At 68.3% G+C, this 22,100-nt stretch carries 22 protein-coding genes; 20 read left to right on the forward strand and 2 right to left on the reverse strand.

Features of this window, described 5'->3' with window-relative positions:
• The first annotated feature begins 398 nt into the window (after positions 1–398).
• The 19 genes from HW130_RS28915 to HW130_RS29005 all read left to right on the forward strand — a co-directional run bounded on the left by HW130_RS28915 (position 399) and on the right by HW130_RS29005 (position 16,652).
• A complete protein-coding gene (locus HW130_RS28915) occupies positions 399–1,532 on the forward strand; it encodes an acyl-CoA dehydrogenase family protein (RefSeq protein ID WP_177152703.1) in 1,134 nt (377 codons plus the stop codon).
• Positions 1,533–1,619: 87 nt separating this feature from the next.
• Complete coding sequence (locus tag HW130_RS28920) at positions 1,620–2,696, forward strand: SDR family oxidoreductase (RefSeq protein ID WP_177152704.1); 1,077 nt, start codon at positions 1,620–1,622, stop codon at positions 2,694–2,696.
• Positions 2,693–3,988: an aminotransferase class III-fold pyridoxal phosphate-dependent enzyme gene (locus HW130_RS28925; RefSeq protein ID WP_309140612.1), complete on the forward strand. Its 1,296-nt coding sequence runs from the start codon at positions 2,693–2,695 to the stop codon at positions 3,986–3,988. Before HW130_RS28920 ends, HW130_RS28925 begins: the two co-directional genes overlap by 4 nt.
• Position 3,989: 1 nt before the next feature.
• A complete protein-coding gene (locus tag HW130_RS28930) occupies positions 3,990–4,484 on the forward strand; it encodes a type II toxin-antitoxin system RatA family toxin (protein ID WP_177152705.1) in 495 nt (164 codons plus the stop codon).
• Positions 4,481–5,017: a flavin reductase family protein gene (locus HW130_RS28935; protein WP_218184089.1), complete on the forward strand. Its 537-nt coding sequence runs from the start codon at positions 4,481–4,483 to the stop codon at positions 5,015–5,017. The genes HW130_RS28930 and HW130_RS28935 overlap by 4 nt, the downstream gene beginning before the upstream one ends.
• Positions 5,018–5,061: 44 nt before the next feature.
• Complete coding sequence (locus HW130_RS28940) at positions 5,062–5,904, forward strand: SDR family oxidoreductase (RefSeq protein ID WP_177152706.1); 843 nt, start codon at positions 5,062–5,064, stop codon at positions 5,902–5,904.
• Positions 5,901–6,566 carry a sterol desaturase family protein gene (locus HW130_RS28945; RefSeq protein ID WP_177152707.1) on the forward strand — a complete coding sequence of 222 codons (666 nt, stop codon included), beginning with the start codon at positions 5,901–5,903 and terminating at the stop codon, positions 6,564–6,566. The genes HW130_RS28940 and HW130_RS28945 overlap by 4 nt, the downstream gene beginning before the upstream one ends.
• Before the next feature lie 238 nt (positions 6,567–6,804).
• The gene (locus HW130_RS28950) at positions 6,805–7,965 is read left to right on the forward strand and encodes a nitric oxide synthase oxygenase (protein WP_177152761.1); all 1,161 of its coding nucleotides are present in this window, start codon (positions 6,805–6,807) and stop codon (positions 7,963–7,965) included.
• Positions 7,966–7,995: 30 nt separating this feature from the next.
• Entirely contained in the window at positions 7,996–8,601 is a 606-nt protein-coding gene (locus HW130_RS36820; protein ID WP_177152708.1) for a response regulator transcription factor, read from the forward strand.
• 252 nt (positions 8,602–8,853) lie between these two features.
• A complete protein-coding gene (locus HW130_RS28960) occupies positions 8,854–9,924 on the forward strand; it encodes a ketoacyl-ACP synthase III family protein (protein ID WP_177152709.1) in 1,071 nt (356 codons plus the stop codon).
• Positions 9,925–9,959: 35 nt separating this feature from the next.
• Complete coding sequence (locus tag HW130_RS28965; protein WP_256356416.1) at positions 9,960–10,889, forward strand: alpha/beta hydrolase; 930 nt, start codon at positions 9,960–9,962, stop codon at positions 10,887–10,889.
• A 130-nt stretch (positions 10,890–11,019) separates the two neighbouring features.
• Positions 11,020–11,973 (forward strand): hypothetical protein, encoded by a 954-nt coding sequence (locus HW130_RS28970; RefSeq protein WP_177152711.1) that lies wholly within the window; start codon positions 11,020–11,022, stop codon positions 11,971–11,973.
• A gap of 43 nt (positions 11,974–12,016) precedes the next feature.
• Complete coding sequence (locus HW130_RS28975; RefSeq protein WP_177152712.1) at positions 12,017–12,898, forward strand: diiron oxygenase; 882 nt, start codon at positions 12,017–12,019, stop codon at positions 12,896–12,898.
• Positions 12,895–13,137: an acyl carrier protein gene (locus HW130_RS28980; protein WP_177152713.1), complete on the forward strand. Its 243-nt coding sequence runs from the start codon at positions 12,895–12,897 to the stop codon at positions 13,135–13,137. The genes HW130_RS28975 and HW130_RS28980 overlap by 4 nt, the downstream gene beginning before the upstream one ends.
• Positions 13,137–13,964, forward strand: a complete 828-nt coding sequence (locus HW130_RS28985; protein WP_177152714.1) for a hypothetical protein — start codon at positions 13,137–13,139, stop codon at positions 13,962–13,964. The genes HW130_RS28980 and HW130_RS28985 overlap by 1 nt, the downstream gene beginning before the upstream one ends.
• The gene (locus HW130_RS28990) at positions 13,964–14,968 is read left to right on the forward strand and encodes a nitronate monooxygenase family protein (protein WP_177152715.1); all 1,005 of its coding nucleotides are present in this window, start codon (positions 13,964–13,966) and stop codon (positions 14,966–14,968) included. Before HW130_RS28985 ends, HW130_RS28990 begins: the two co-directional genes overlap by 1 nt.
• Positions 14,955–15,821 (forward strand): alpha/beta fold hydrolase, encoded by an 867-nt coding sequence (locus HW130_RS28995; RefSeq protein WP_177152716.1) that lies wholly within the window; start codon positions 14,955–14,957, stop codon positions 15,819–15,821. Before HW130_RS28990 ends, HW130_RS28995 begins: the two co-directional genes overlap by 14 nt.
• Positions 15,814–16,068: a phosphopantetheine-binding protein gene (locus tag HW130_RS29000; RefSeq protein ID WP_177152717.1), complete on the forward strand. Its 255-nt coding sequence runs from the start codon at positions 15,814–15,816 to the stop codon at positions 16,066–16,068. The genes HW130_RS28995 and HW130_RS29000 overlap by 8 nt, the downstream gene beginning before the upstream one ends.
• 17 nt (positions 16,069–16,085) lie before the next feature.
• Positions 16,086–16,652 (forward strand): 4'-phosphopantetheinyl transferase superfamily protein, encoded by a 567-nt coding sequence (locus HW130_RS29005; protein ID WP_177152718.1) that lies wholly within the window; start codon positions 16,086–16,088, stop codon positions 16,650–16,652.
• 321 nt (positions 16,653–16,973) lie between these two features.
• Here the strand turns inward: HW130_RS29005 and HW130_RS29010 are convergent, their stop codons facing one another.
• Positions 16,974–18,530 (reverse strand): MFS transporter, encoded by a 1,557-nt coding sequence (locus tag HW130_RS29010; RefSeq protein WP_309140613.1) that lies wholly within the window; start codon positions 18,528–18,530, stop codon positions 16,974–16,976.
• A gap of 117 nt (positions 18,531–18,647) precedes the next feature.
• On the opposite strand from HW130_RS29010, the gene HW130_RS29015 reads away from it, so the two are divergent.
• The gene (locus HW130_RS29015; RefSeq protein ID WP_177152719.1) at positions 18,648–19,343 is read left to right on the forward strand and encodes a TetR/AcrR family transcriptional regulator; all 696 of its coding nucleotides are present in this window, start codon (positions 18,648–18,650) and stop codon (positions 19,341–19,343) included.
• A gap of 373 nt (positions 19,344–19,716) precedes the next feature.
• On the opposite strand, the gene HW130_RS29020 is transcribed toward HW130_RS29015, so the two are convergent.
• Positions 19,717–21,978 carry an MMPL family transporter gene (locus HW130_RS29020; RefSeq protein WP_309140614.1) on the reverse strand — a complete coding sequence of 754 codons (2,262 nt, stop codon included), beginning with the start codon at positions 21,976–21,978 and terminating at the stop codon, positions 19,717–19,719.
• Between the last annotated feature and the right edge of the window lie 122 nt (positions 21,979–22,100).

Raw genomic sequence — 22,100 nt, forward strand, 5'->3', positions numbered from 1 at the left:
ACGACACCATGATCTACCACCCGGATGCTCTTTGAAGACGGACCCTAGTGCGCCGTGCGGCCCCGCGACACCACGACGTCGCGCTCGTCGATGACGCCAGCAAGCTGACTGTCCGCGCCCTCAGCCTGGAAGCGTGGGGAGCGGTGGTGAGAGCGCAGTCGGCAGCCGCAGATCTCACACATTTCCCTCACACATCTCACAGTTTCCCCTCATACGTGCAGGATCCCTCACAGGAAGCCGTATCGAACTCATGATCGGAACCTTGAGGTCCGTTGCACGGGTGCTGCATCTGTGGCTCATAGCGTGAGCCCTGCCGTTGGGACGCCCGAACGGATCCACCTGCGCGGCGCCCAAGCGACCAGACATCTGTCGAAATTCCAAGGAGGGGACCCCGGTCCATGCGGTTTCTGCAGCAGGAACGTGCCGTCGTCGAGGAGTTGCTGCCCGGCCTGGACCAGGAGCTGGCCTCGGTCTCCCTGGCCGATCTGGAGGCCGCCGGCGGCCCCGGTCTGAAACTGTTCCGCGAGGTCGGCGGTCCCGGCCTGCTCGTGTCCGCTGAGCACGGCGGCCGCGGTGCGGACCTGGTGACAGCCCTTCGTGTGCAGCGAGCCATCGGCTCCCGCTCCCCGTCCCTGGCCGTGGCGACCACCATGCACCACTTCTCGGTGGCGTCCCTGGTCGAAACGGCCACCACCAGCAGCGGCATGGAGTGGCTGCTGCTCGCCGCCATCGCGAAGGACAATCTGCTGCTCGCCTCCGGATTCGCCGAGGGACGCACCGGCCAGGGCATCCTCAACCCGGCCCTGAGCGCTCGTACCGACGGCGACAAGGTGTTCCTGAGCGGGTCGAAGAAGCCGTGCAGCCTCGCCCACTCCATGGACCTGCTCACCGTGTCCCTGCCCTTGCCCGGACCGGACGGTGTGAATCAGCTGGCATTCGCCCTGGTTCCCGCCGATGCCCCCGGGGTGTCCGTCAAGCCGTTCTGGGGCAGCCTGGTCCTCGCCGGTACAGAGAGCCACGAGGTCGTCCTGGACGATGTCGAGGTTCCGGCCGAACTGCTGGTGCGTACGGACGTCACCGCGGACGGGCGGCTGGACCAGCTGCAGACCGTCGGCTTCGTCTGGTTCGAGGCCCTCATGACCGCCAGCTACCTCGGGGCCGCCTCCGCCCTGGTCGAGCGCGTCCTCGGCAACCCGCGCGGGGACGCGGCCGTCACCACCGAGGCGGTGACCCGCGTCGAGTCCGTTGCCCTGGCGCTGGAGGGACTTGCCGCCGAGGTGACCACGAGCGGCGTCACCGAGGGCACCCTGCCCCGGTCCCTGACGTGCCGGTACGCCGCGCAGGACGCGATCAGCCGGGTCCTGGACCTGAGCGTGGAGGCGCTGGGCGGCATGGCCTTCATCGGCTCCGGGGACGTCGCCTACCTCAATTCCGCGTGTCGCGCGCTGTCCTTCCACCCGCCGTCGCGTGCCCGCATGGCCATCCCACTGACCGAGTACTTCACCGGAGACTCGCCCCTGCGTATCCCCTAGGGGCGCCCTTCCCGCGCGGCCACCGGCCCCGCTCCCCCCTGGCTTCGACTCCTGTACGTCCGCTGACTGCCCGTGAGGTGCTCGATCGTGCCCAGCCATCCCACCGTTCTTCTCACCGGCGCGTCCGGTGTCGTGGGCAGCGCTCTGCTTCCCCAGCTGTCCGACTGCCACACCATCGCCCTGACCCACCGCAACCCCGTCGCCGGCGTCGCCGAGCAACTGGCCGGCGACCTGACCGCGCCGCGCCTCGGCCTCGACGCGGATGCCTACCGGCGTCTCGTCGCACGCGTCGACGCCATCGTGCACTGCGCGGCCATCACCGGTTTCACCATGGGCCCCTCGGCCACCCACGCGCTCAACGAGGCCGGCACCCGGCAGATGGCGCGGCTCGCCGAGGACGCGGGCTCTGTGCTTTACCACGTGTCCACGGCATTCGTGGACCGCACCGACCTGACCCGGGCACAACTCGGGCAGGACCAAGGGGAGGCCACCGCACGGCCCGAGGACTACCTGGATTCCAAGCGCGCCGGCGAGGACGTCGTACGCTCCTCGGGAGTACCGGCGGTGATCATCCGCCCGTCGGTGGTGATCGGGGACGCCGCCACCGGTGAGATCTCCGCGTTCCAGGGCATACACGGCATCGTGAACGGGCTGCTGCGCGGACTGCTCCCGCTGGTTCCGCTGCCCGCCGCCTCGCCCGTCGACTTCGTACCGCAGGACCTGGTCGCCGGCACCATAGCCAGCCTGATCCGTCAGGGGCGGCGTGAGGGCGAGGTCTGGATCACCGCGGGGACCAACGCACTGAGCACCGAGCGGCTCCTTCAGGTCATCGGCGACACCGCGGACGAACTCGGCCTCACCCCAATGCGTCCGCGCATGGTCGGCCCGGAGATGGTCGACCGGCTCATACGTCCGGTGTTCATCGCGAACCTCCACCCCAGGGCGCGTCGCCGCTTCGACGACATGCTCGCCATGACGGCACTGTTCGCCCATGGCCACGTGTTCCCCTCCAGCCTGGGCCAGCTCGCCGGAATCCCGAAGGCCCCGAGCGCGACGGACCTCGAGGCCGCTCTGCGGACGTCGGTCGCCTACATGGCCCGCGCGAAGGGCATGCTCCGTCACCTGCCGGAGCCGGCGTTCACGGCAGAGCAGGTGTCGGCGTGAGTGTGACACCCCCCGCCCCCGCCCCCGCCCCGGCGACCGCCGAGGCGTCGACCGCGGAAGTGCTGAACATCTACCGTCGCCACTTGAGCAAAGGCCGGGCACGACTGGCCTCGCTGACCGGCGCCGCCATGGAGGTCGCCTCTGAGGGCAGCCGGGTGTGGGACGCGGAAGGCAACGAGTACCTGGACTGCGGCGGGTACGGGGTGTTCATCCTCGGCCACCGCCACCCACGGGTGGTGGATGCCGTCATCGAGCAGATCCGCCGGCACCCCATGGCGACCCGGCTGCTGCTGGAGCCGATCGCCGCGAAGGCGGCGGCGGCGCTCGCCGCCGTCACGCCGCGCGGCCTGGAGCGGGTCCACTTCGTCAACTCCGGGGCCGAGGCGACCGAGACCGCGATCAAGTTGGCCCGCGCCCACGGCAAGCACCGGCTGATCTCCGCGATCGGCGGATATCACGGCAAGACCACCGGTGCGCTCGCCGTCACGGCGAAGCCCCTGTATCAGGACCCGTTCAGGCCGCTCCTGCCGGCCGAGCACGTGCCCTACGGCGACGCCGACGCCCTGGAGCGGGTGCTCGCCGGCGGGGACCCGGCCTGCGTGATCCTCGAACCCATGCAGGGCGAGGGCGGCGCCGTCCTGCCGCCCCCCGGCTACCTTGCCCGGGTGCAGCGGCTGTGCGCCGAACACGGGGCGATGTTCGTCCTGGACGAGATCCAGACCGGTCTCGGCCGTCTGGGCACCTGGTGGGGCGCCGACATCGAAGGCGTGCGGCCGGATGTGCTGCTGGTCGGCAAGAACCTGAGCGGCGGCGTGATCCCGGTGGCCGCCGCCGTCGCCACACCCCAGGCGTACGCGCCGTTCGACAAGGATCCGTTCCTGCACACCTCCACCTTCGCCGCCTCCCCGGTGGCGATGGCGGCCGCCGCGGCCGCCGTCGCCGCGATTCGCGACGAGGACCTGGTGGAGCGGGCCCGCACCCTGGGCGAGGAGCTGCTGGACCGCCTCCACTCGGCGCTTGCCCCGCTGCTCGGCGACACCGTGGTGGACATCCGGGGCCGCGGCCTGCTCCTGGGCATCGAGATGCGCGACGAAGGCGCCGCCGGCGAACTCGTACTGAACCTCATGGAGTCGGGGCTGTTGGTCAACCACTCCCTCAACGCCCAACGGGTAGTGCGCCTGACCCCGCCCGCGGTGCTCACACCGGCCGACCTGGACCGGATCACCGACACCTTCACTTCCGCCGCCACCACCCTGCTCCGCACCACCGCTTCCACGAAGGGGACACACTGACATGCCCGAGGTGACTCTCGACGCCCTCATACCCGACGCGACCGCACCGGACGTCTTTGAACGACTGCGTGACTTCGCCTCCTATCCGAAGTACACCGACGCCGTCCGCGAGGTGAACGTCACCGACACCGGCGGCGACACCCTGGACTCGGACTGGTCGGTGAACTTCCGCAACGGCGTCCTGTGCTGGTCCGAACGCGACAGCATCGACGAGGCCGCCCTGACCATCGAATTCACCCAGACCGAGGGCGACTTCGACCAGTTCGACGGCGCCTGGACCGTACACGGCCACGAAGACGGCGCGACCACCATACGGTTCCAGGCCCGCTTCGACCTCGGTATGCCCAGCCTCTCCGCGATCATCGACCCGATCGCCTGCGAGGCCCTTGTCGAGGCGATCAGCCTCATCCTGCGCGGCCTGCTGGGAGAGCACATCACCCTCACCGCCCCCGAGGCCGAGCCGGTCGGCGTCACGTCGGCAGCGGACGCGCCGTGACGGGAGCACTCACGAGTGCCACCGCCTACGCCCAACGGAGCCCGGTTCCGCCGCCGGTGACCGCCCGGGAGTTCAAGGACGTCCTCGCGCACCTGCCCTCCGGCGTCACCGTGCTGACTACCAGCGGCCCCGACGGCACCGGTGTGGCGGGCATGACGGCGAGCGCAGTCTGCTCCCTTTCCCTCGATCCGCCGCTGGTCATGGCCTGCGCGGCCAACAGCAGCCGCACCCTGACCCGGATCCGTTCCACCGGGGTGCTGGCCGTCAACGTGCTGCGCGAGGACCAGGCCCATCTCGCCCGGCGGTTCGCCGACCCGAAGCTCGACCAGGACGCCCGCTTCGCCGGCAGCGCCCACCGGCTCGTGGACGGTCTGCCGGTCCTCGACGACGCGCTGGCCTGGCTGACCTGCACCCTTCAGGCCGCCTACCCCGGCGGGGACCACACGATCCTCACCGCCGAAGTCCGCCGGCTCGGCCTGGGCGGCGGGCACCCGCTGCTCTGGCACAACCGCACCTTCCGCAACCTCGCCTGACCACCGCCCCGAGCGGGCCGCGACTCTTCTGGAGGCTTCCCCACGTGCCCAGGGACATCAACAACAAGATCGTTGCCATCACCGGCGGCAGCCGCGGTATCGGCCGCGCCACGGCAGAGCAGTTCATTGCCGCGGGTGCGAAGGTCGCCATCGGCGCCCGTAACCACGACCTCGCCGCCAAGGTCGCCGCCGAGATCGGCGCCCGCGCCTACCCGCTGGACGTCACCGCCCCGGCGAGCGTCCAGGCGTTCTGGGACGCGGTCGAGTCCGACCTCGGCGCGATCGACATCTTCGTCAACAACGCGGGCGAGATGATCGTCGGACCCTTCGAGAAGGAGTCCGCCGAGGACACCGCCCATCAGCTCGGCGTCAATCTGCTGGGCACCCTCAACGGGATGAAGACCGCCATCGGACCGATGCGCCGACGCGGCCACGGCCACGTCATCAACATGGTCTCGGCCGTGGGCATGATCGGCCTGCCCGGCTGTGCCACGTACTCCGCCGCCAAGCACGGCGTCGTCGGCCTCTCCGAGGGCGTGCGCGCCGAGTTGCGCGGATCCGGCGTGGACCTGTCGATCATCCTGCCCATCCCCGCGCAGACCGAGCTGACCTCGGGTGTCGGCAAGGGCCGCTTCGTGCCCCTGCTCACTCCGGACGACATCGCCAAGTCGGTCGTGCGCACCGCACGCCGGCCTGTCTACAACCGGTACGTGCCCGGCTGGACCAACCCGGTCACCCGTTCCCTGTTCCTGCTGCCGCAGCCGTGGCGGGACGCGATGGGCCGCTTCCTCAAGGCGGACCAGCTGCTGCGTACCACCGACTACCAGGCCCGCATCTCCTACGAGGCGCGGGTGAAGGTCCCCACCGCGGAAGGGGCTGGGGCGTGACCTCCGCAACACCCGCCCGCCCGAGCAACTACAAGGGCGCCGCTCGCCGGGGCAAGGCGCCGGCCGTCGTCCGACGGCGCTGGCTGGACCACCTCATCCACGTCCACCCGCTCACCACGGTCGCCATGTTCACGCCGGTGATCGCCGTCTGTGTCTGGTTCTCCGTCGCTCGCGAGCAGACCGGCGGCTGGGCTTTCCTCGGATGGGCGGCCGCGGGCTATCTGACGTGGACGCTGTCGGAGTACTGGGGTCACCGGATCGTGCTGCACTACGAGCCCGAGAAGGGTTTCGGTGCGCGCCTGCACTACGTGCTGCACGGCATCCACCACGACTACCCGACAGATCCGCGACGCTCCATCCTCAGCCCGCTGCTCAGCATTCCGATGGTCGGCGGCACGATCTACCTGGCTTCCGGGCTGGGCTCGCTGCCGCTGATCTTCGGGGCCGGATACACCTTCGGCTACCTCACGTACGACCTGTTCCACCTGTACCTGCACCTCGCCACCCCGAAGAACCGGCTCATGCGGCACCTGAGGTCGCTCCACATGCGTCATCACTTCCGCGACGACACCAAGGGCTTCGGCATCTCGGCCCCGTACTGGGACGAGCTGTTCGGAACCTCGATCGCGCGGCAGTCCCGGTCCCATGACGTGGCCGCCTGATCCCGCCGGTTCAGCGGCCGGCCCCTGGCCGGTGCGGGCACCCCGCGGCGACGACCGCCCCGAGTCGTCGATGCCCCCGCGGGTGCCCGTGCCTCCGTCGCGCAACAGCTCACCCGGCACACCGGCCCGCCACACCGGCCGGATGCCGGAGCCGAACGCCATCCGCGAGGAACCCATGAACTCCGAAACGCTTCTGGCTCGCATCTACACCCTCGACACCCGGACCGACGACATCGACATGCCGGCTCCTCGACCCGCGCCGGTCGGCCAGTCGCATCCCGCCGAAGCCGACTGGGACGAAGCGGAGGAGTTCGTACGCCTCCACCACGGTGAGTACCCCGATCAGGCGGTCCCGCTCACCGCACGACTGCCGCAGATACGCACAGAGATCGACGAGACCGGCACCTACACCCATACCGCCGACGAGCTCGTCTTCGGAGCCCGTGTCGCCTGGCGCAACTCCAGCCGGTGCATCGGCCGCCTGTACTGGAAGAGTCTTCGCGTCCTGGACCGTCGCGAAGCCACCACGGCCGAGGACATCCACCAGCGGCTGTGCGAGCACCTGCGTCAAGCCACCAACGGCGGCCGTATCCGGCCGGTCATCTCCGTCTTCGCCCCCGAGACGCCCGAAAGCCGGGCCCCTCGGGTGTGGAACGACCAGCTCATCCGCTACGCCGGCCACCGCCAGGACAACGGCGTAATCGTCGGCGACCCCCTCTACGCGGACTTCACCGACACCGTCCGGCGCCTGGGCTGGCAGGCCCCCGGCGGCGCGTGGGACGTGCTGCCCTGGGTCATCGACACCGACGAGGACAAGCCGCAGCTCTTCGACGTCCCCTCGGACCTCGTTCTCGAAGTCCACCTCACTCACCCCGACCGCCCCGACTTCGCCGACCTCGGCCTGCGTTGGCACGCCGTCCCGGCGATCTCCAACATGCGGCTGCGAATCGGGGGCATCAACTACCCCCTGGCCCCGTTCAACGGCTGGTACATGGGGACCGAGATCGGCGCCCGCAACCTCGTCGACAGCGACCGGTACGACCTGCTGCCCATCATCGCCGCACACCTCGGGCTCGACACCAGCAGCGAGACCACCCTGTGGCGCGATCGCGCCCTGGTCGAGCTCAACGTCGCCGTGCTGCACTCCTTCAACCGAGCCGGCGTCAAGATCAGTGACCACCACACCGAGTCCCGGCACTTCATCACCCACCTGGCGAAGGAAGAGAAGGAGGGCCGCACCGTGCCCGCGGACTGGAGTTGGATTGTGCCTCCCGTCTCCGGAGGCACCACCCCGGTCTTCCACCGCTACTACGACGAGACCGACCAGCGCCCCAACTTCTACATCGACGAGGACGCCAAGGCCCGCGGAAAGGGCGAATGCCCCTTCGGTCACGGCTGACTCGAGCCTGGAATCACACTGGGGGATCAAGTGGAAATCAGCGTATTGGTGTCGGACGATCTGCACCTGTCCCGTCTCGGGCTCGCTGCATTACTGGAGCGACACGACGGGTTCCGAGTCGCGGGGGTGACGGACAGCAATCTTGATGCACTCGAGTTCGCCGAGTCGCACAGGCCGGATGTGGCGGTCATCAGCTTCGAAGGCGCCGACGACAACGCGATCGCGATTGCCGAGAAGATTTCGACCCTTCCGGGTTGCCGGAGCGTATTGCTCGCCACGGCGTTCACGCGGTCGGTCGTACGCCAGGCCTTCGCCGCCGGCATCGGCGGCATGGTGACACGCAGCGTGCCTCCGCGCCAGTTCTTCGAGGCGATCCACCGGGTGCATCAGGGTGAGAGGGTCTTCGACGCGGAGCTGACGGTCGCCGCGCTGGTCAACGAGGATTGCCCGTTGACCCTGCGGGAGTTCTCCGTGCTCGAGCACGCCTCGCGAGGCGACACGGTGGTCGAGATCGCGGCGCGGTTGCACCTCTCCCAGGGGACTGTGCGCAATTACCTTTCATCCATGGTGACAAAGCTGGGAGCGCGTAACCGAATTGACGCGCTGCGGATTGCGCGGGATTCCCACTGGGTCTGATGTGTCGCCATCGCCGACGTGGAACCAAGGTCTACCACCGGAGCGACATCAGCGCAAAGTTCCACGAACTCGCATCTCATCGAATGCGTGATTTTCGCGACCGGTTCGGCTGTGCAGCATCAACCGCAAGTCGTGAGAAACTCATATGCGAATAATCGGGAGGGCGTTGTAGCGTGGGCCGCATTCCGATGAAACGTTCGCGATCGGATCCAACTGTTCTCGACGGGCATCAAACTCGGAGGAAGTCAGACAATGAGCATCCCTGTCTACATCACGTCGGCTGCGGCCTGGATTCCGCCCGCGGAGTCGGCGAAGGAAGCGATAGCCGCCGGCAGGTACCCGGCCGAAGACTCGAGCCTCAATGACATCCCGTGCCTGCCGGTCGCCACGGACGAGATCTCGGTTCCGGACATGGGCGTGATAGCGGGACGCAGGGCTCTCGATCGAGCCGCCGGCGTGGTCGGAGACCAGGTCGATCTGATCGTGCACGCATCGATATATCACCAGGGTCGCGATCACCACTGGAACTCGGCGCCCTACATCCAGCGTGAGCTGGGGATCACCGACGCCTTCGCGGTGAACATCGAGGGAATGTCGAACGGCGGCATGGCGGCATTCGATCTGGCGATGGCTCAGATCGAGGCGGGTCGGGCGACCAGTGCCATGGTCACCACCGCGGACCGGTTCTGCCCGCCCGGCTTCGACCGGTGGCGGGGTTCGTACGGGATCGTCTTCGGTGACGGTTCCACGGCCATGGTGCTCTCCAGGACCGGTGGCTTCGCCCGCGTTCACGCCATCGCGTCGCTCACCGATGCCTCCCTCGAACCGCTGCACCGGGGCACCGACCCGTTCACCAACGCCTACGGGGTGGTCGTCGACGAGAATCTGCGCACGGCCAAGAAGTCGTATCTGGAGGAGGTCGGGAGGGAGTCGGTGCTGAAGCGCGCCGAGGAGGCCCTGCTGGCCGTCGTCCGTTCGGTGCTGGAGAAGACCGGCCACAGGCTCGACGACTTCGCCAAGATCCTGCTGCCCAACATGGGCAACTTGCTGATGCAGGTCCAGTTCTTCCACCCGCTGGGTATCCCGGCCGAGCGCACGCTGTGGAACTGGGGCCGCCACACCGGGCACCTGGGTGCGGGCGACCTGACCGCAGGTCTGGCCCGCCTGGTGGAGAAGAAGGAAGTCAGCCCGGGCGACCACGTGCTCCTGGTCGGTGCCGGCGGTGGGTACTCGCTGACCGCTGCGGTGGTCGAGATCGAGAGCGTTCCCGACTGGACCGAGGTCACCACGGACTTCGCCCTGCCCTCCGACGTCACGGAATAACGTCACCGACGGCGGCCGAGGAGAGTCTCGTGCCCATGGACCGTTTCATCCGCGCCCTGATCCGGTGGCAGGCTGTCGACCGACCGGCCCCGGCGCGCACACTCACCGTGGCAGAGGTACGCCGTCGGTACGCCGACAGCGCGGCCGGCACACGCGGTGGTGCCGCGCCGGAACCGGTCGCCTCGGTGGCGGATCAGCTGATCGGTGGACAGGGTGGCAGCTTCCGTGTGCGGACATATCTGCCGGTCGCCGACCGGGGCCGCCTCGTGACGTACCTGCATGGCGGGGGCTGGGTGCTCGGCGATGTCGACACCCACGACGGGGTGTGCCGTCGCGTCTCCGTCGCCTTGGGAGCAGTCGTCGTCTCCGTCGACTACCGCCGTGCGCCGGAGCATCCGTATCCCGGCCCGCTCCAGGACGGGATCGTCGCGGCCGAGTGGGCAGCCGGCGCGTTCCCCGGGCGTGACCACGTGATCGCCGGTGACAGCGCGGGGGCAGGCCTGGCCATGGGGATAGCGATGCACCGGCGTGACCTCGGCGATATCGGATTCGCCGCGCAACTGCTGGTGTACCCACCGGCCGATCCAGAGATGAAGTCGGAGTCCATGCGCGCCTACGGGTCGGGCTATCTGGCGGACGCCGATGATCTGCGGTGGTACTACGAGCAGTACGTGCACGATCCGGAACGCAGCACCGACCCGGCGATCGATCTGCTCAACGCCGACCATCGCGGGCTGCCGCCGACGGTGATCGGAACCGCCGAATTCGACGCGCTGCACGACGAGGGCGTCGAACTGGCCGCACGGCTGGCCGCCGGCGGCGTTGCGGTCCGACACGTTCCGGCGCCGGGCCTGGTGCACGGCTATCTCCTCCTGGCCGACGTCGTGCCCGCGGCGGCGGAGGCGACAGGCGAAGTACTGACGGCGCTGGAACGGACGTTGACGTCGGTACCGGTGCCGAATTAGACGGGTGTTCCCGCATATGCAAAACACATGGGTACGCATGTGAAGACAATCTGTTGCGATGCGATATCCGGCTGGTACGTTCGAGTTCGTTCCACAGATTCAGCAGGGAGCTATCGAAGGAATGGTCGCAATGACAGGTACGCCCTGGGAGAAGGTGGCGAATTCCATCGAATTCATTCCCGTCGAGTACTCCAGTAAGACCCAGTCGGAATCAGTCGCGCAGGAAATGCTGCGTTGTGACCCGGCTGACCTCGACAGGCTTGTCGACGCGGGTTTGCCGTTTGAATCCCGGGCGGGTGTGCGCCACTTCGACGCGAACGATCTGTACAACCTCGGAATGTATTCACAGAAGTCGAATACACAGCCGGAACTCACGTTCCGCATGCTCTTCCGATTCGCCGGCCGTTCGGTCGAGGATCTGTTGCGCCCGAAGTCCTGGGACTTCAGCGTCCGACTGGACTGCGTCGAGTGCGACGGGGTCGCGCCATGGCGTTTCGAGGCTCCCGATGTGGACCGCTTCGGCGGAAGTGTCGTCGGCGGGGCGGCGCCGGAGCCGAGCTCGGGTTCGGCCGAGTACGCGGCCACGATCACCACGACGGGCGCACGGACTCCTCTGGTCGCCCCCGCACTGCGGCGCCTGGCCCGCGAGTACCTTGACGCCGGCTATCGCTGGCAGATGATCCCGGTCGCCATGCAGGCCGACCACGAGCTGGTGCACGCTCTGGGCGCGACGAGCTGTATCGCGGCGAGCCTTCTCCTGGCCGAGCGTTTCCGTGCGGCCGGCTACCGGGCCGAGGCCAAGCGGGGCTGGTTCTGCGGAGTGCTCGGCGGTGCCCTCGACCTGCCGCACGCGTGCGTCGAGGTCGAGGACGAGGACGGGGTGTTCAAGACGGTCGACATCGCCAAGGCGCAGCTGGCCGCGCGGCTGTCGTCAAACACCGAGGATTTCCAGGAACTGTGCCTCGGGTCGACCTACAACAAGGTGATTCCGTCCACGGCGCCCGGTAATGCGTCCTTCGGTTATCACGAATGTGGGTCACGGCTGCCGGTCCACGTGCGCGCGGACATTCGATCGTCTCGTTGAAGTTGGATTCCTGCACCACTGCGTTTGGAAGGACGAATAGAAAATGGCTGTACGCGAAATCGAACCGGTGGTGCTCAAACTGGACCGGTTGGAGAACATGGCCGAATCCGGCTACTACAACCCGTACACGATGTTCGACTGGCCCGACGCGATCGAGCCGGACATGCCGTGGATGAGCGAGAACCTGACCACTCTGGCCGACACACCGATGTGGGACGAGCTGACGCGCGAGCAGCAGATCGCGCTGACCAGGTACGAGGCGATCAATTTCTTCAGCCTCAACATCCACGGTATCCGTGAGCTGATGAGCGAGGTCGTGATGCGTATCCACGACCGAACCTATGCGGACGTCTCGGAGTTCCTGCACCACTTCATCGGTGAGGAAAACGAGCACATGTGGTTCTTCGCGCAGTTCTGTCTGCGATACGGCGGCAAGCTGTACCCGGCGCAGCCCACGCTGAAGGCCGACTCCGTGGAACACCTGTCGACGGTGGCCCGCGAGCTGATCGTGTTCGCGCGCATCCTCATTTTCGAGGAGATCGTCGACTACTACAACGCGTCCATGGCGACCGACGAGACGCTGCCGCACATCGCCCGTGAGATCAACCGGGTCCACCACCAGGACGAGAGCCGGCACGTCGCGTTCGGCCGGCTGATCTTCACCAACCTGCTCGGCCAGGTGGTCGAGCGTGACCCGGACGAGGCTCCGATGGTCGCCGAATACCTCGAGAACTACCTGCAGTACAGCATCTGCACCCTCTACAACCCGGCCGCCTACCGCGACGCGGGTATCCCGGACGCACTCGCGCTGCGCCGGCGCGCACTGGAGCACCCCGCCCGGGCGGAGGCCCACGAGCAGGTGCTGAAGCGCACGCGGAAGTTCCTGTCCAAGGCAGGCGTAGGCAGGGAAACGATCAAGCGATGACCGACCCGATGCGGGCGGTCCAGGAGTTCATCCTGGGCCGCAACCCCAAGCTCGACCAGCTGTCCAGCGATCTGGACCTGATCGACAGTCGGGCCATCAACTCGCTGGCCTTCGTCGAGTTCATCTTCCTCCTGGAGGAGTTGACCGGCGAGGCGATAGATCCGGAAGACCTGGATCTGGACGACTTCCGCACCCTCGATGCGCTCGAAGCACGATTCTTCAAGAAGGAAGCGGCGTGATGACCACAGCAACCGACAACGGCCTGGGCGTTCTCGACGGCAGCCAGCTGCGGCTGCTGCGGGCCTTCGACGCGCTGGTCCTGCGCTGGGCCGAGGCCTGGGACGCGCCGGAGTTCCGGTTCCCGTTCCTGATGCGCTGCAAGGACCTCGACACCTTCGACTACTACGACAACTTCCCGCACCTGGGCCTCGCCGCCACCCGCCTCGACCCGGAGCGCCTCGGCGCCCATCTGGCCGAGACGCCCCGGCCGGTCGAGAAGATGCCGACCGAGGTGATGGAGCCGACCGCGTTCGCGCTGCCCTCGGCGGCCTGCTACTCGATCTATCTCGATTTGGCGGGCTCCACACTCCCGGCCGAGGGAACACTGCGGACCACGGTCGGCACGTGTTTTCGCAACGAGGAGCATTACCAGGGCCTCCAGCGGCTGCTCGGCTTCTCCATGCGGGAGATCGTCTGCGTCGGACCGGAGAACGCGGCGAAGAACCACCTGATCTGCGCCAAGGACGCCGTGATCACCCTCTGCGCCGAACTCGGTCTTGACCTCAAGGTCGAGGTCGCCACCGACCCGTTCTTCGACAAGAACGGCGGCAAGGCGAAGATGCAGCGGCTGTTCCCGGTGAAGGAGGAGTTCGTAGTCAACGACCTGGCGATCGGCTCGGTCAACTACCACCGGAACTTCTTCGGCGAACGCTGCGAGATCCAGGCCGGCGACGACACGGCGCACACCAGTTGCCTCGCCTTCGGCCTGGAGCGCTGGGTGCACACCCTGACAGAGCGGTTCGGCAGCGCCGCCGCGGCGGTGTCGGCGCTCGAAGGCCTGCGCTGATGCGTGCCAGCCTGGCAGGGGTGCTCGGCCTGGACGTGAGCCTGCTCCAGTCGGGCATGGGCGGCGTCGCCGGCGCGGAGCTGGCATGCGCGGTGTCCAACGCCGGCGCGGCAGGCTGTGCGGGCGGCTACAAGCTGGTCGACGACGCGCTGTCGGCCATGCTCGACCGACTGGCCAAGGGCACCGACCGGCCCGTCGGCGTGAACCTGATCCCGGAGGTGGTCGGGCCGGAGGAGCTCGACCGCCAGGTGGCGCAGGTGCTCGCCGAGACCCCCGAGCACATACACCTGTCCCTGTTCGGCATGCCCGACGACGCGGTCCTCGACCGGGTCGTCGCGGCGGGCCGGAAGCTGGTGGTCCAGATCGGGACCGTCGAGGACGGTGTACACGCCGCCGAGCGGGGCGCCGTCGTGGTGGCACAGGGCATCGAGGCCGGCGGTCATCTCCTCGGTGCCTCGCGGCGCGACGAGCTGGTCGCCGCGCTGCGCGACCGGCTGCCCGGCGCCTGCCTCGTCGCCTCGGGCGGGATCGGCTCGCCGGCCGAGGCCGAGCGGGCACTCGCCGCCGGAGCCGACGGCGTGCTGCTCGGCACCGCCTTCGTCGTCGCACACGAATCACGAGCCCACGGTTACTTCAAGTCGGCGGTCACCGCCGCCGACGAGACCGACACCGTGATCACCGACGTCTACGAGATCGGCTGGACGGGCCGCCGCCACCGCGTGCTGGCCACGGCCGTGACCGCCGACCCGGTGCAGCCCAAGAAGTTCATCGGCCGAACGGTGGTCGAGGGGCAGCCGTACCTGGTGCCGCGGTTCAGCTCGGCGGTGCCGACCACCGCGACCACCGGTCGGATCGAGGAGATGGCGCTGTACTGCGGCAAGTCCTGCAGCGCCATTGCCCAGGAGATGTCGGCGGCCGGTGTCGTCGCCGAGTTCGCGAGTGTCCTTCCGGGCGCCGAACTCGCCAAGAACGAGAAGAGGACGGAAAACAATGTCGGACAGTGAAGTGCAGGGCCCCTACGACCTGTCGTACCGCGAGGACACTCCGCGCATCCGTACCAGGGAGGGCGTCGAGCTCTACTACGAGTCCAGCGGTGAGGGTCCCGCCATCACGCTGCTGAACAACTTCTTCATCACCGCCCCGTTCTGGCGGGCGCACACCGAGGCGCTCGTGGAGAACCACCGTGTCGTGAGCTACGACCTGGCCAACCACGGCAAGTCCTCGCGTCTCGACCGGGAGCCGACCTGGGAGGAGCACGCGGCGGATGTGATCGGACTGCTCGACGGGCTGGAGATCGAGTCGACCTATCTGGTCGCCACGTCGGCCTCCAGCCAGCTCGCCAGGGACGTGGCGCTGGCGCACCCGGACAGGGTCAAGGGCATGGTGATGGCGGGCCCGGTCTTCGGCCTCCGGAACATGCGGCGCCACCGGATGCTGAACCGATCGTGGCTGCTGACGCTGCAGACCCACGGCATGGCCCAGCTGTACAGCCAGATTTACGCCGAGGTGGTCAGCGGGGAGATGAACGAGGAGGGCGGCACGCCGGGATTCCTGGGGTTCCGGGAGAGCTTCCTGGCGATGTCCACCCCCGAGGAGCTCGTCAACGGTCTGACCCTCGTCCAGACGGGTGATCCCAGCTCCGGGCTGCTGTCGCGCGTCACCGCGCCGACGGTGATCTACCTCGGTGACGACGACATCCTGCTGAGCCCGCAGCGCGGCCACGACGTGGCCGCACTGTTCCAGAACGGTCGTTGCGAGATCGTGCCGAACGCCGGCCACGTGCCGTTCCTCGACGACCCCGAGGGCTTCCAGACGGTGATCCACAAGTTGGTCGAAGAAGTGGAAGCACGTGTCTGACACAGAAGTCGAAGTCCGGCAGCGGATTCGCGAACTGCTGGTCGAACTGTTCGGCGGTGACCGCTTCACCAGCGGCGTCTCGGATTCCGTGTCACTCCGCGAGGCGGGGCTGCCCTCCACCGGACTGGTCAGCCTGCTGGTGGCGATGGAGGACGTGTTCGGGTTCGAATGGGACGACGACGTCCAGCCGGAGGTGCTCCGCTCGATCGATTCCCTGGCGGGTCACGTCCTGGCGCTCCGCAGCTGAACCTCCAAGGACACCTGGTGGCTGTCGAGCCGGTAGCTCCCGAGGACGTCGCACCGGACGCATCGATCGCGTTCCGTCCGGTGCCGTGGCCCCACGGACCGGCCCAACAGTCCACGGCGGGCCGTCGCGCGGCCGCCGCGGCGCTGGCCTCTGCCGGATCGGCTGATCGGACCGTGCCCCGTGAACCCGATGGGCGGCCGCGCTTCCCCCGCGGATTCACGGGGTCGATCTCCCACACCGATCACCTGGCGGTCGCGGTGGTGGTCCCCGGTGCCGAGGCGGTCGGGGTCGACATCGAGACCGCGACCGTCACTCCTCGCATGGCCGCGTTCGTCCTTCGCGAGCGCGAGCGGCACATGTTGCTCCCGCCGGCCGGGGAGTACACCCCGCGCGATCTGTTCGTGGCCAAGGAGGCGGCTTTCAAGGCGCTGAACGGCCTCGTCATGCTGGGCGAGTTCCTGTTCTGGCGGATCGAACTTCACGTGTCCAGAGCCGCGTTGACCGCCTCGTACGGCGGCGAGTCGGTACGGGTGTGGGTTCACTCGGAGGCGCATCTCTCGTTGGCCGTGGCGATACGGCGCTGAACTCCTCGCCACCCTGGCTCTCACCCGCACATGCCCGGAATCGCCGTTCGCGTTCGACTCCATCGTTGGGCACGGAGATCCGTCTGTCGACGGCGACGGTCACCCTCTGGGCGAGAACGAGATCGGGCACGTCCAGTTCAGTTCACGTGCTACTTGGAGCTGCGGGTCGTCGATCCAACTGGGTTGCTGCCAGGCGACGCGCGAACGCGACCCCTGTTCGTGATCAGAGGTCGCGTTTCGTCCAGGGCCGGGGGGTGACCCGGCTCGTCCTGTGACAGGTCATGTCAGTTGGCGGCGCGCGTGCTGGTACGGCATGGCCGGTCAGTCCCGGCCGGCTACTGCCTCACGATTGTCCTGCTCCGTCGTTGCCGGACCGGTGTTGCGGGGGAGGACGGCGAGGGCGACGAGGACGCCGCCGACAACGACCACGGCGCCGATCGTCATGCCGAGTGCGTATCCGTCGTTGAGGGCTTCGAGGGTGCCGGTGTCGCCGGTACGTTCGTTGGCGGCGGTGCCGAGGGCGGCCAGTCCCAGGGCGGCGCCGACCTGGCGTGAGCTGTTGAGCAGGCCCGAGGCGGTGCCCGCCTCGTGGGCCGCGACACCCACGGTGGCGAGGGAGACCATGGGCGCGAGGCAGAGCCCGATTCCGATGCCGGCGACGATCGACTGGCCCAGGACGTCGGCGGTGAAGGAGCCGTCGGCACTCATCAGGCTGAACCAGGCGAACCCGGCCCCGGTCAGCAGCCCACCGATCACCAGGATGACCCGGGGAGCGAGCCGGCTGCCGAGCTTGATGGCGAGCACCGATCCGACGACGACACTGATCGCGAACGGCAGGAACTCGACACCGGTCCGCGCCGGACCACTTCCCAGAACACGCTGGAGGTAGAGGGACACGAAGTAGAAGGCCGACGCCATGGCGCCGCCGAGCAGGAGGATGAAGATGTTGGCGCCGGCGACCGAGCGGTTGCTGAACAGGCCGAGCCGGATGAGCGGGTCGCGGCGGGTGGTCTTCTCGACGTAGAGGAACACGGCCAGCAGGACGACGGCGATCGCCAGCGTCGTCAGGGTTTCCGACGAGGACCACGGGTGCTGGTCGGTACGGACGATGCCGAACACGAGCAGGCTCATTCCCGCAGTGGCCAGGAGGGCACCTAGTACGTCGGGGCGGCCGCGGCGGACCGCGGGCCCGTCGGCGGCGACGCGCCAGGTCAGGGCCAGCGCGACGGCGACCATCGGCACGTTGACGAACATCACCCATTCCCAGCCGGCGTACTCGGTGAGTAGGCCGCCGATCAGAACACCGAAGGCGGCGCCGGCGGCGTTCATCGCGCTCCACACGCCGAACGCCTTCACACGTTCCTTGCCGGACGGGAAGGTCGCGGTCAGCAGCGCCAGCGCGGCCGGTGCGAGAGCGGCGGCCCCGAGGCCCTGCACAGCGCGGGCGGCCACCAGATGGCCGGGTTCCGTCGCGAACCCGCCCACGAGAGAGGCGAGTCCGAACAGGGGCAGGCCGCTCATCATGAGTCGCTTGTGGCCGAACAGGTCGGCGACCTTGCCGCCCAGGAGGAGCAGCCCGCCGAAAGTGAGGGCGTAGGCGTGGATCACCCAGGTCAGGCCCAACTCGCTGAAGGCGAGACTGGCGCCGATCTCCGGGAGTCCGACGTTCACGACCGACAGGTCCAGGGACACCATGAACTGCACGACGGCTACTGCGGCAAGGGTGAGCCCCGGCCGGGCGCCGCGATCGGTGGGTGACGTTCCGTTTGCTAACTCCGTATTGGTCACAGCAACCCAGTCCCTCTGTGTGCACTCGCGCCAGTAGAGTTTTCGAACTCGTTCTGAAATTAACACCAGGACCAGCTCGATGTCGAGCACAGCGGTAGAAGTAGCAGGTGTTGGACGGTCCCGACGCCGTGATCACGCCATCCACCGCGACATCATCCGGCCCGTGACCAGCAGTTACGGGGAGAGCCCTTAGGGCATGATGGGGTGATGCCTTCCAGCGCTCCGCACGGCCGCGTCGGCCGACCCCCTCTGACCTCCCGCCCGCAGATCCTGGCTGCGGCCCGTCAGCTCATCGACCGGGACGGCTGGGACAAGCTGACCATTCGTCGGCTGGCCGCCGAGATCGGCGTCGGGGCGACGACCCTGTACCACCACGTGCGGGACAAGGAGGACTTGTTGCTTCTGCTGATCCACGAATACGCGGAGCAGATCGAGCGCCCCGACCTGCCCAGTGAGCCGCGGGAGCGCATCATCGCCGCAAGCACGGCGATGCACGACTCCCTCGCGGCATGGCCGTGGGCCGCGGAGGTCCTCACCACCGACGGGTTCATCCTCCGACTCGGCGACTCGGCCCTGTGGTTGGTCGAAGTCATCCTGGCCGGAGCCGTCGATCACGGATGCACGCCCGCACAATCCGTCTACGTCTTCCGGAGCATCTGGTACTACACGGTCGGCGAGATCCTCGTCCGCGCGCACTCCGCCCGCGCGAGGGCGGCCGGCGAGCTACCCGTCCCCCGGGATTTCGGCACCCTCGGCACAACCCAACTGCCGAACCTGGCCGCCCTCAGCGATCAGTGGGCGCGGCTGGCCGGGCAGGACACCTACCCCATGGCGCTCCGCGCCTTGGTCGACGGACTGCTCGCACAAGTCACGCCGGCAACCCCACAGAGTCGACGTCACTGATCAGGGCGCACCGGATCGCTCCCGTCGGCAGGCCGGTGGTGAGGCCGCTCACGCCGCTGAGAGCGGTGTGGGCGGCGGTCATCCGGCACACGACACCGAGCCGGCGCACGGGTCGGCGAGGCCGTCCTGGACCTCCGAACCGCTCGACGCGCCACACACGCGAGCGCGGGCTGCTGTCCAGCCTGCGAAAGCACCTGGGTGATCCCAGCCCGGTACGTAACTCGTCCCCGAACGTCAGTTGCGACCAGGGCCAATCCTTCCACGCGGTCGAAACGAGCGTGTGGCCGCAGCACACCTACGAAGCCGTCGGGCGCGGGACGCCGGCGGGGCGCGGGCCGTGTCGGCCCCCGCCCCGCCGGATTCGTGCTGTGCGTCAGTCGTCGAGGCCGATCTTCTTGTGCAGGCGGGCGAGCGGCTGTGGGGCCCACCAGTTGGCACGGCCGGCCAGGCGCATGAACGCCGGGACGAGGATGCCGCGCACCAGGGTGGCGTCGACGATCACGGCGAGCGCCAAGCCGATGCCGAGCAGCTTGAGCGGGGTCAGAGAGGAAGTGGCGAAGGAAAGCAGGACGGTGGCGATCAGGGCGGCGGCCGCGGTGACCAGCCGTCCGGTCCGCTCCAGGCCCCAGGCGACGGCGGAGATGTTGTCGCCGGTGCGGTGGTACTCCTCCTTGATCCTGGACAGGAGGAAGACCTCGTAGTCCATGGACAGGCCGAAGGCGACACAGAACATCAGGATCGGGGTGTCGATGTCGAGCATGCCGGTGACGGTGAAGTCGCCGACCAGCCAGCGCAGGTGTCCGTCCTGAAAGATGTACACCATCGCACCAAAGGTGGCCGTCAGGCTGAGCAGGTTCAGCACGATGGCCTTGACGGGGATGAGGAGGCTGCCGGTGAACAGGAACAGCAGCACCATCGTCGCCAGCGCGATGATGGCCAGGGCCCAGGGCAGTTTCTCACCGAGGGTCGCCTTGGAGTCCACCAGCAGCGCGGCCTGCCCGCCGACGAGCACGGTGTCCGGCGCCGGCTGCCCGCGCAGGGTATCGACCAGGTCCATGCCCCGCGCGGAGTACGGCTCGGTGTCGGAGACCACCGACAGCCAGGTGCCACTGTCGGCCTTGAACCGCTCGGCGGCCGGGCCGGGCGGAGCGACCTGGGTTCCTTCACTGTAGGAGCCGGTCAGCGCGTCGACTCGCGTGATGCCGGGCACGGTGGACAGCTTCTTGGCGTAGTCCGCCACCTTGCCGGCTGCCGAGACCGGGTCGATGTCGGGCAGGACCACGTTCAGGGGGGAGCCTTCCCGGTTGTCGAACTCCTCGCGCAGCACCTGGGCACCCTGGTACGCGGGGGAGCTCGCGGGCAGCACCCGGTCGTCGCTGTCACCGAACGCCGCCCGCATGAACGGCAGTCCCAGCGCCACGAGAACAGCCGCGACCGCGAGCGCGAACGGCAGAGGCCGACGCATGACCGCCATGGCCAGCTTGTGCCAGAACCCTGCCGTGTCGGTGGTGGCAGCGGCTGCCTTGGCGTTGCGGCGGAAGAGGCGCCGGACGTTGAGGGCGTCGATGCGGTGGCCGAGCACGGCCAGCAGCGCGGGCAGCACGACGACGGAGCCGAGCGCGGCGAGGATCACCACGGCGATGCCGGAGTAGGCGAAGGACCGCAGGTGGTACATGGGGAAGATGAGCATCGCCGACAGCGACACCGCGACCGTCAGCGCGGAGAACAGCACCGTCCGGCCCGCGGTGCGCACGGATTCGGCGACCGCGTCGTGGACGCTGCGGCCACGGGCGAGTTCCTCACGGTAGCGGGTAACGATGAACAGGCTGTAGTCGATGGCCAGGCCCAGGCCGAGGGCGGTGGTGATGTTGACCGAGAACACCGAGACCTGGACGACCATGTCGAGCAGCCGCAGGATGACGAAGGAACCGATCACGGCCAGGATGCCGACCGCGAGGGGTGCGCTGGCGGCCACCACGCTGCCGAACACGAGCAGCAGGATGATCAGCACCAGCGGGCCGGACAGCATCTCGGCCCTCGTGAGATCTTCCTCGCTGAGCTTCTCGATCTCCATTCGTACGGCGGTCACGCCGGTCGCGGTGACCTTCAGCGGGCCCTGCTCGCCGACCGCGTCCGGCACGATCCGCGCCGCGGCCTTGCGGATCTGGTCCTCGTCCCCGGCCAGCCGCACCATGATCAGACCGGTGCGGCCATCCTGCGAACGGAGCGTGGGTGCCTTGTCGAGCGTCCAGTACGACGCTGCCTGCACCACGCCCGGCTCCTTGGCCAGGCGTTCGGTCAGCGCCGTCGCCTCGCTCGTGACTTCAGGGCTGTCGATGCTGGTGCCGACGGCAGCGATGAACACCAGGTGCGGGGATCCGCCCTCGAAGCGGGTGTTGAGCAGTTCGTCGGCGCGGGCCGACTCCGAGGACGGGACGGTGATGCCGCCCTCCGACAGGCGGCTCTCCACATCGGAACCGAAAGGTACAGCGACAACCAGCGCCGCCAACGTGACCAGAAGGACCAGAATCCGGCGCCGGGCCAGCCAGCGGCCCAACGCGGCCAAGCCCTTCGGGGGAACCGGCGCTGTGGTCTTGGGCGGCGTCTCGATGCGGACAGTGGATTGGGAACTCACGTCTCCTCCTCGGAGGTGAGATAAGGGGAGCGGCCCCCTGGAGCCGCGTGCATAAGGGGATAAAGGCCGGAAAAACGGCGGCCGGACGGGCGTACCGCGCATGGCGGTGCCGCGCGTCAGCG

It is taken from the genome of Streptomyces sp. PKU-EA00015 (assembly GCF_013387495.1).
Lineage (GTDB): Bacteria > Actinomycetota > Actinomycetes > Streptomycetales > Streptomycetaceae > Streptomyces.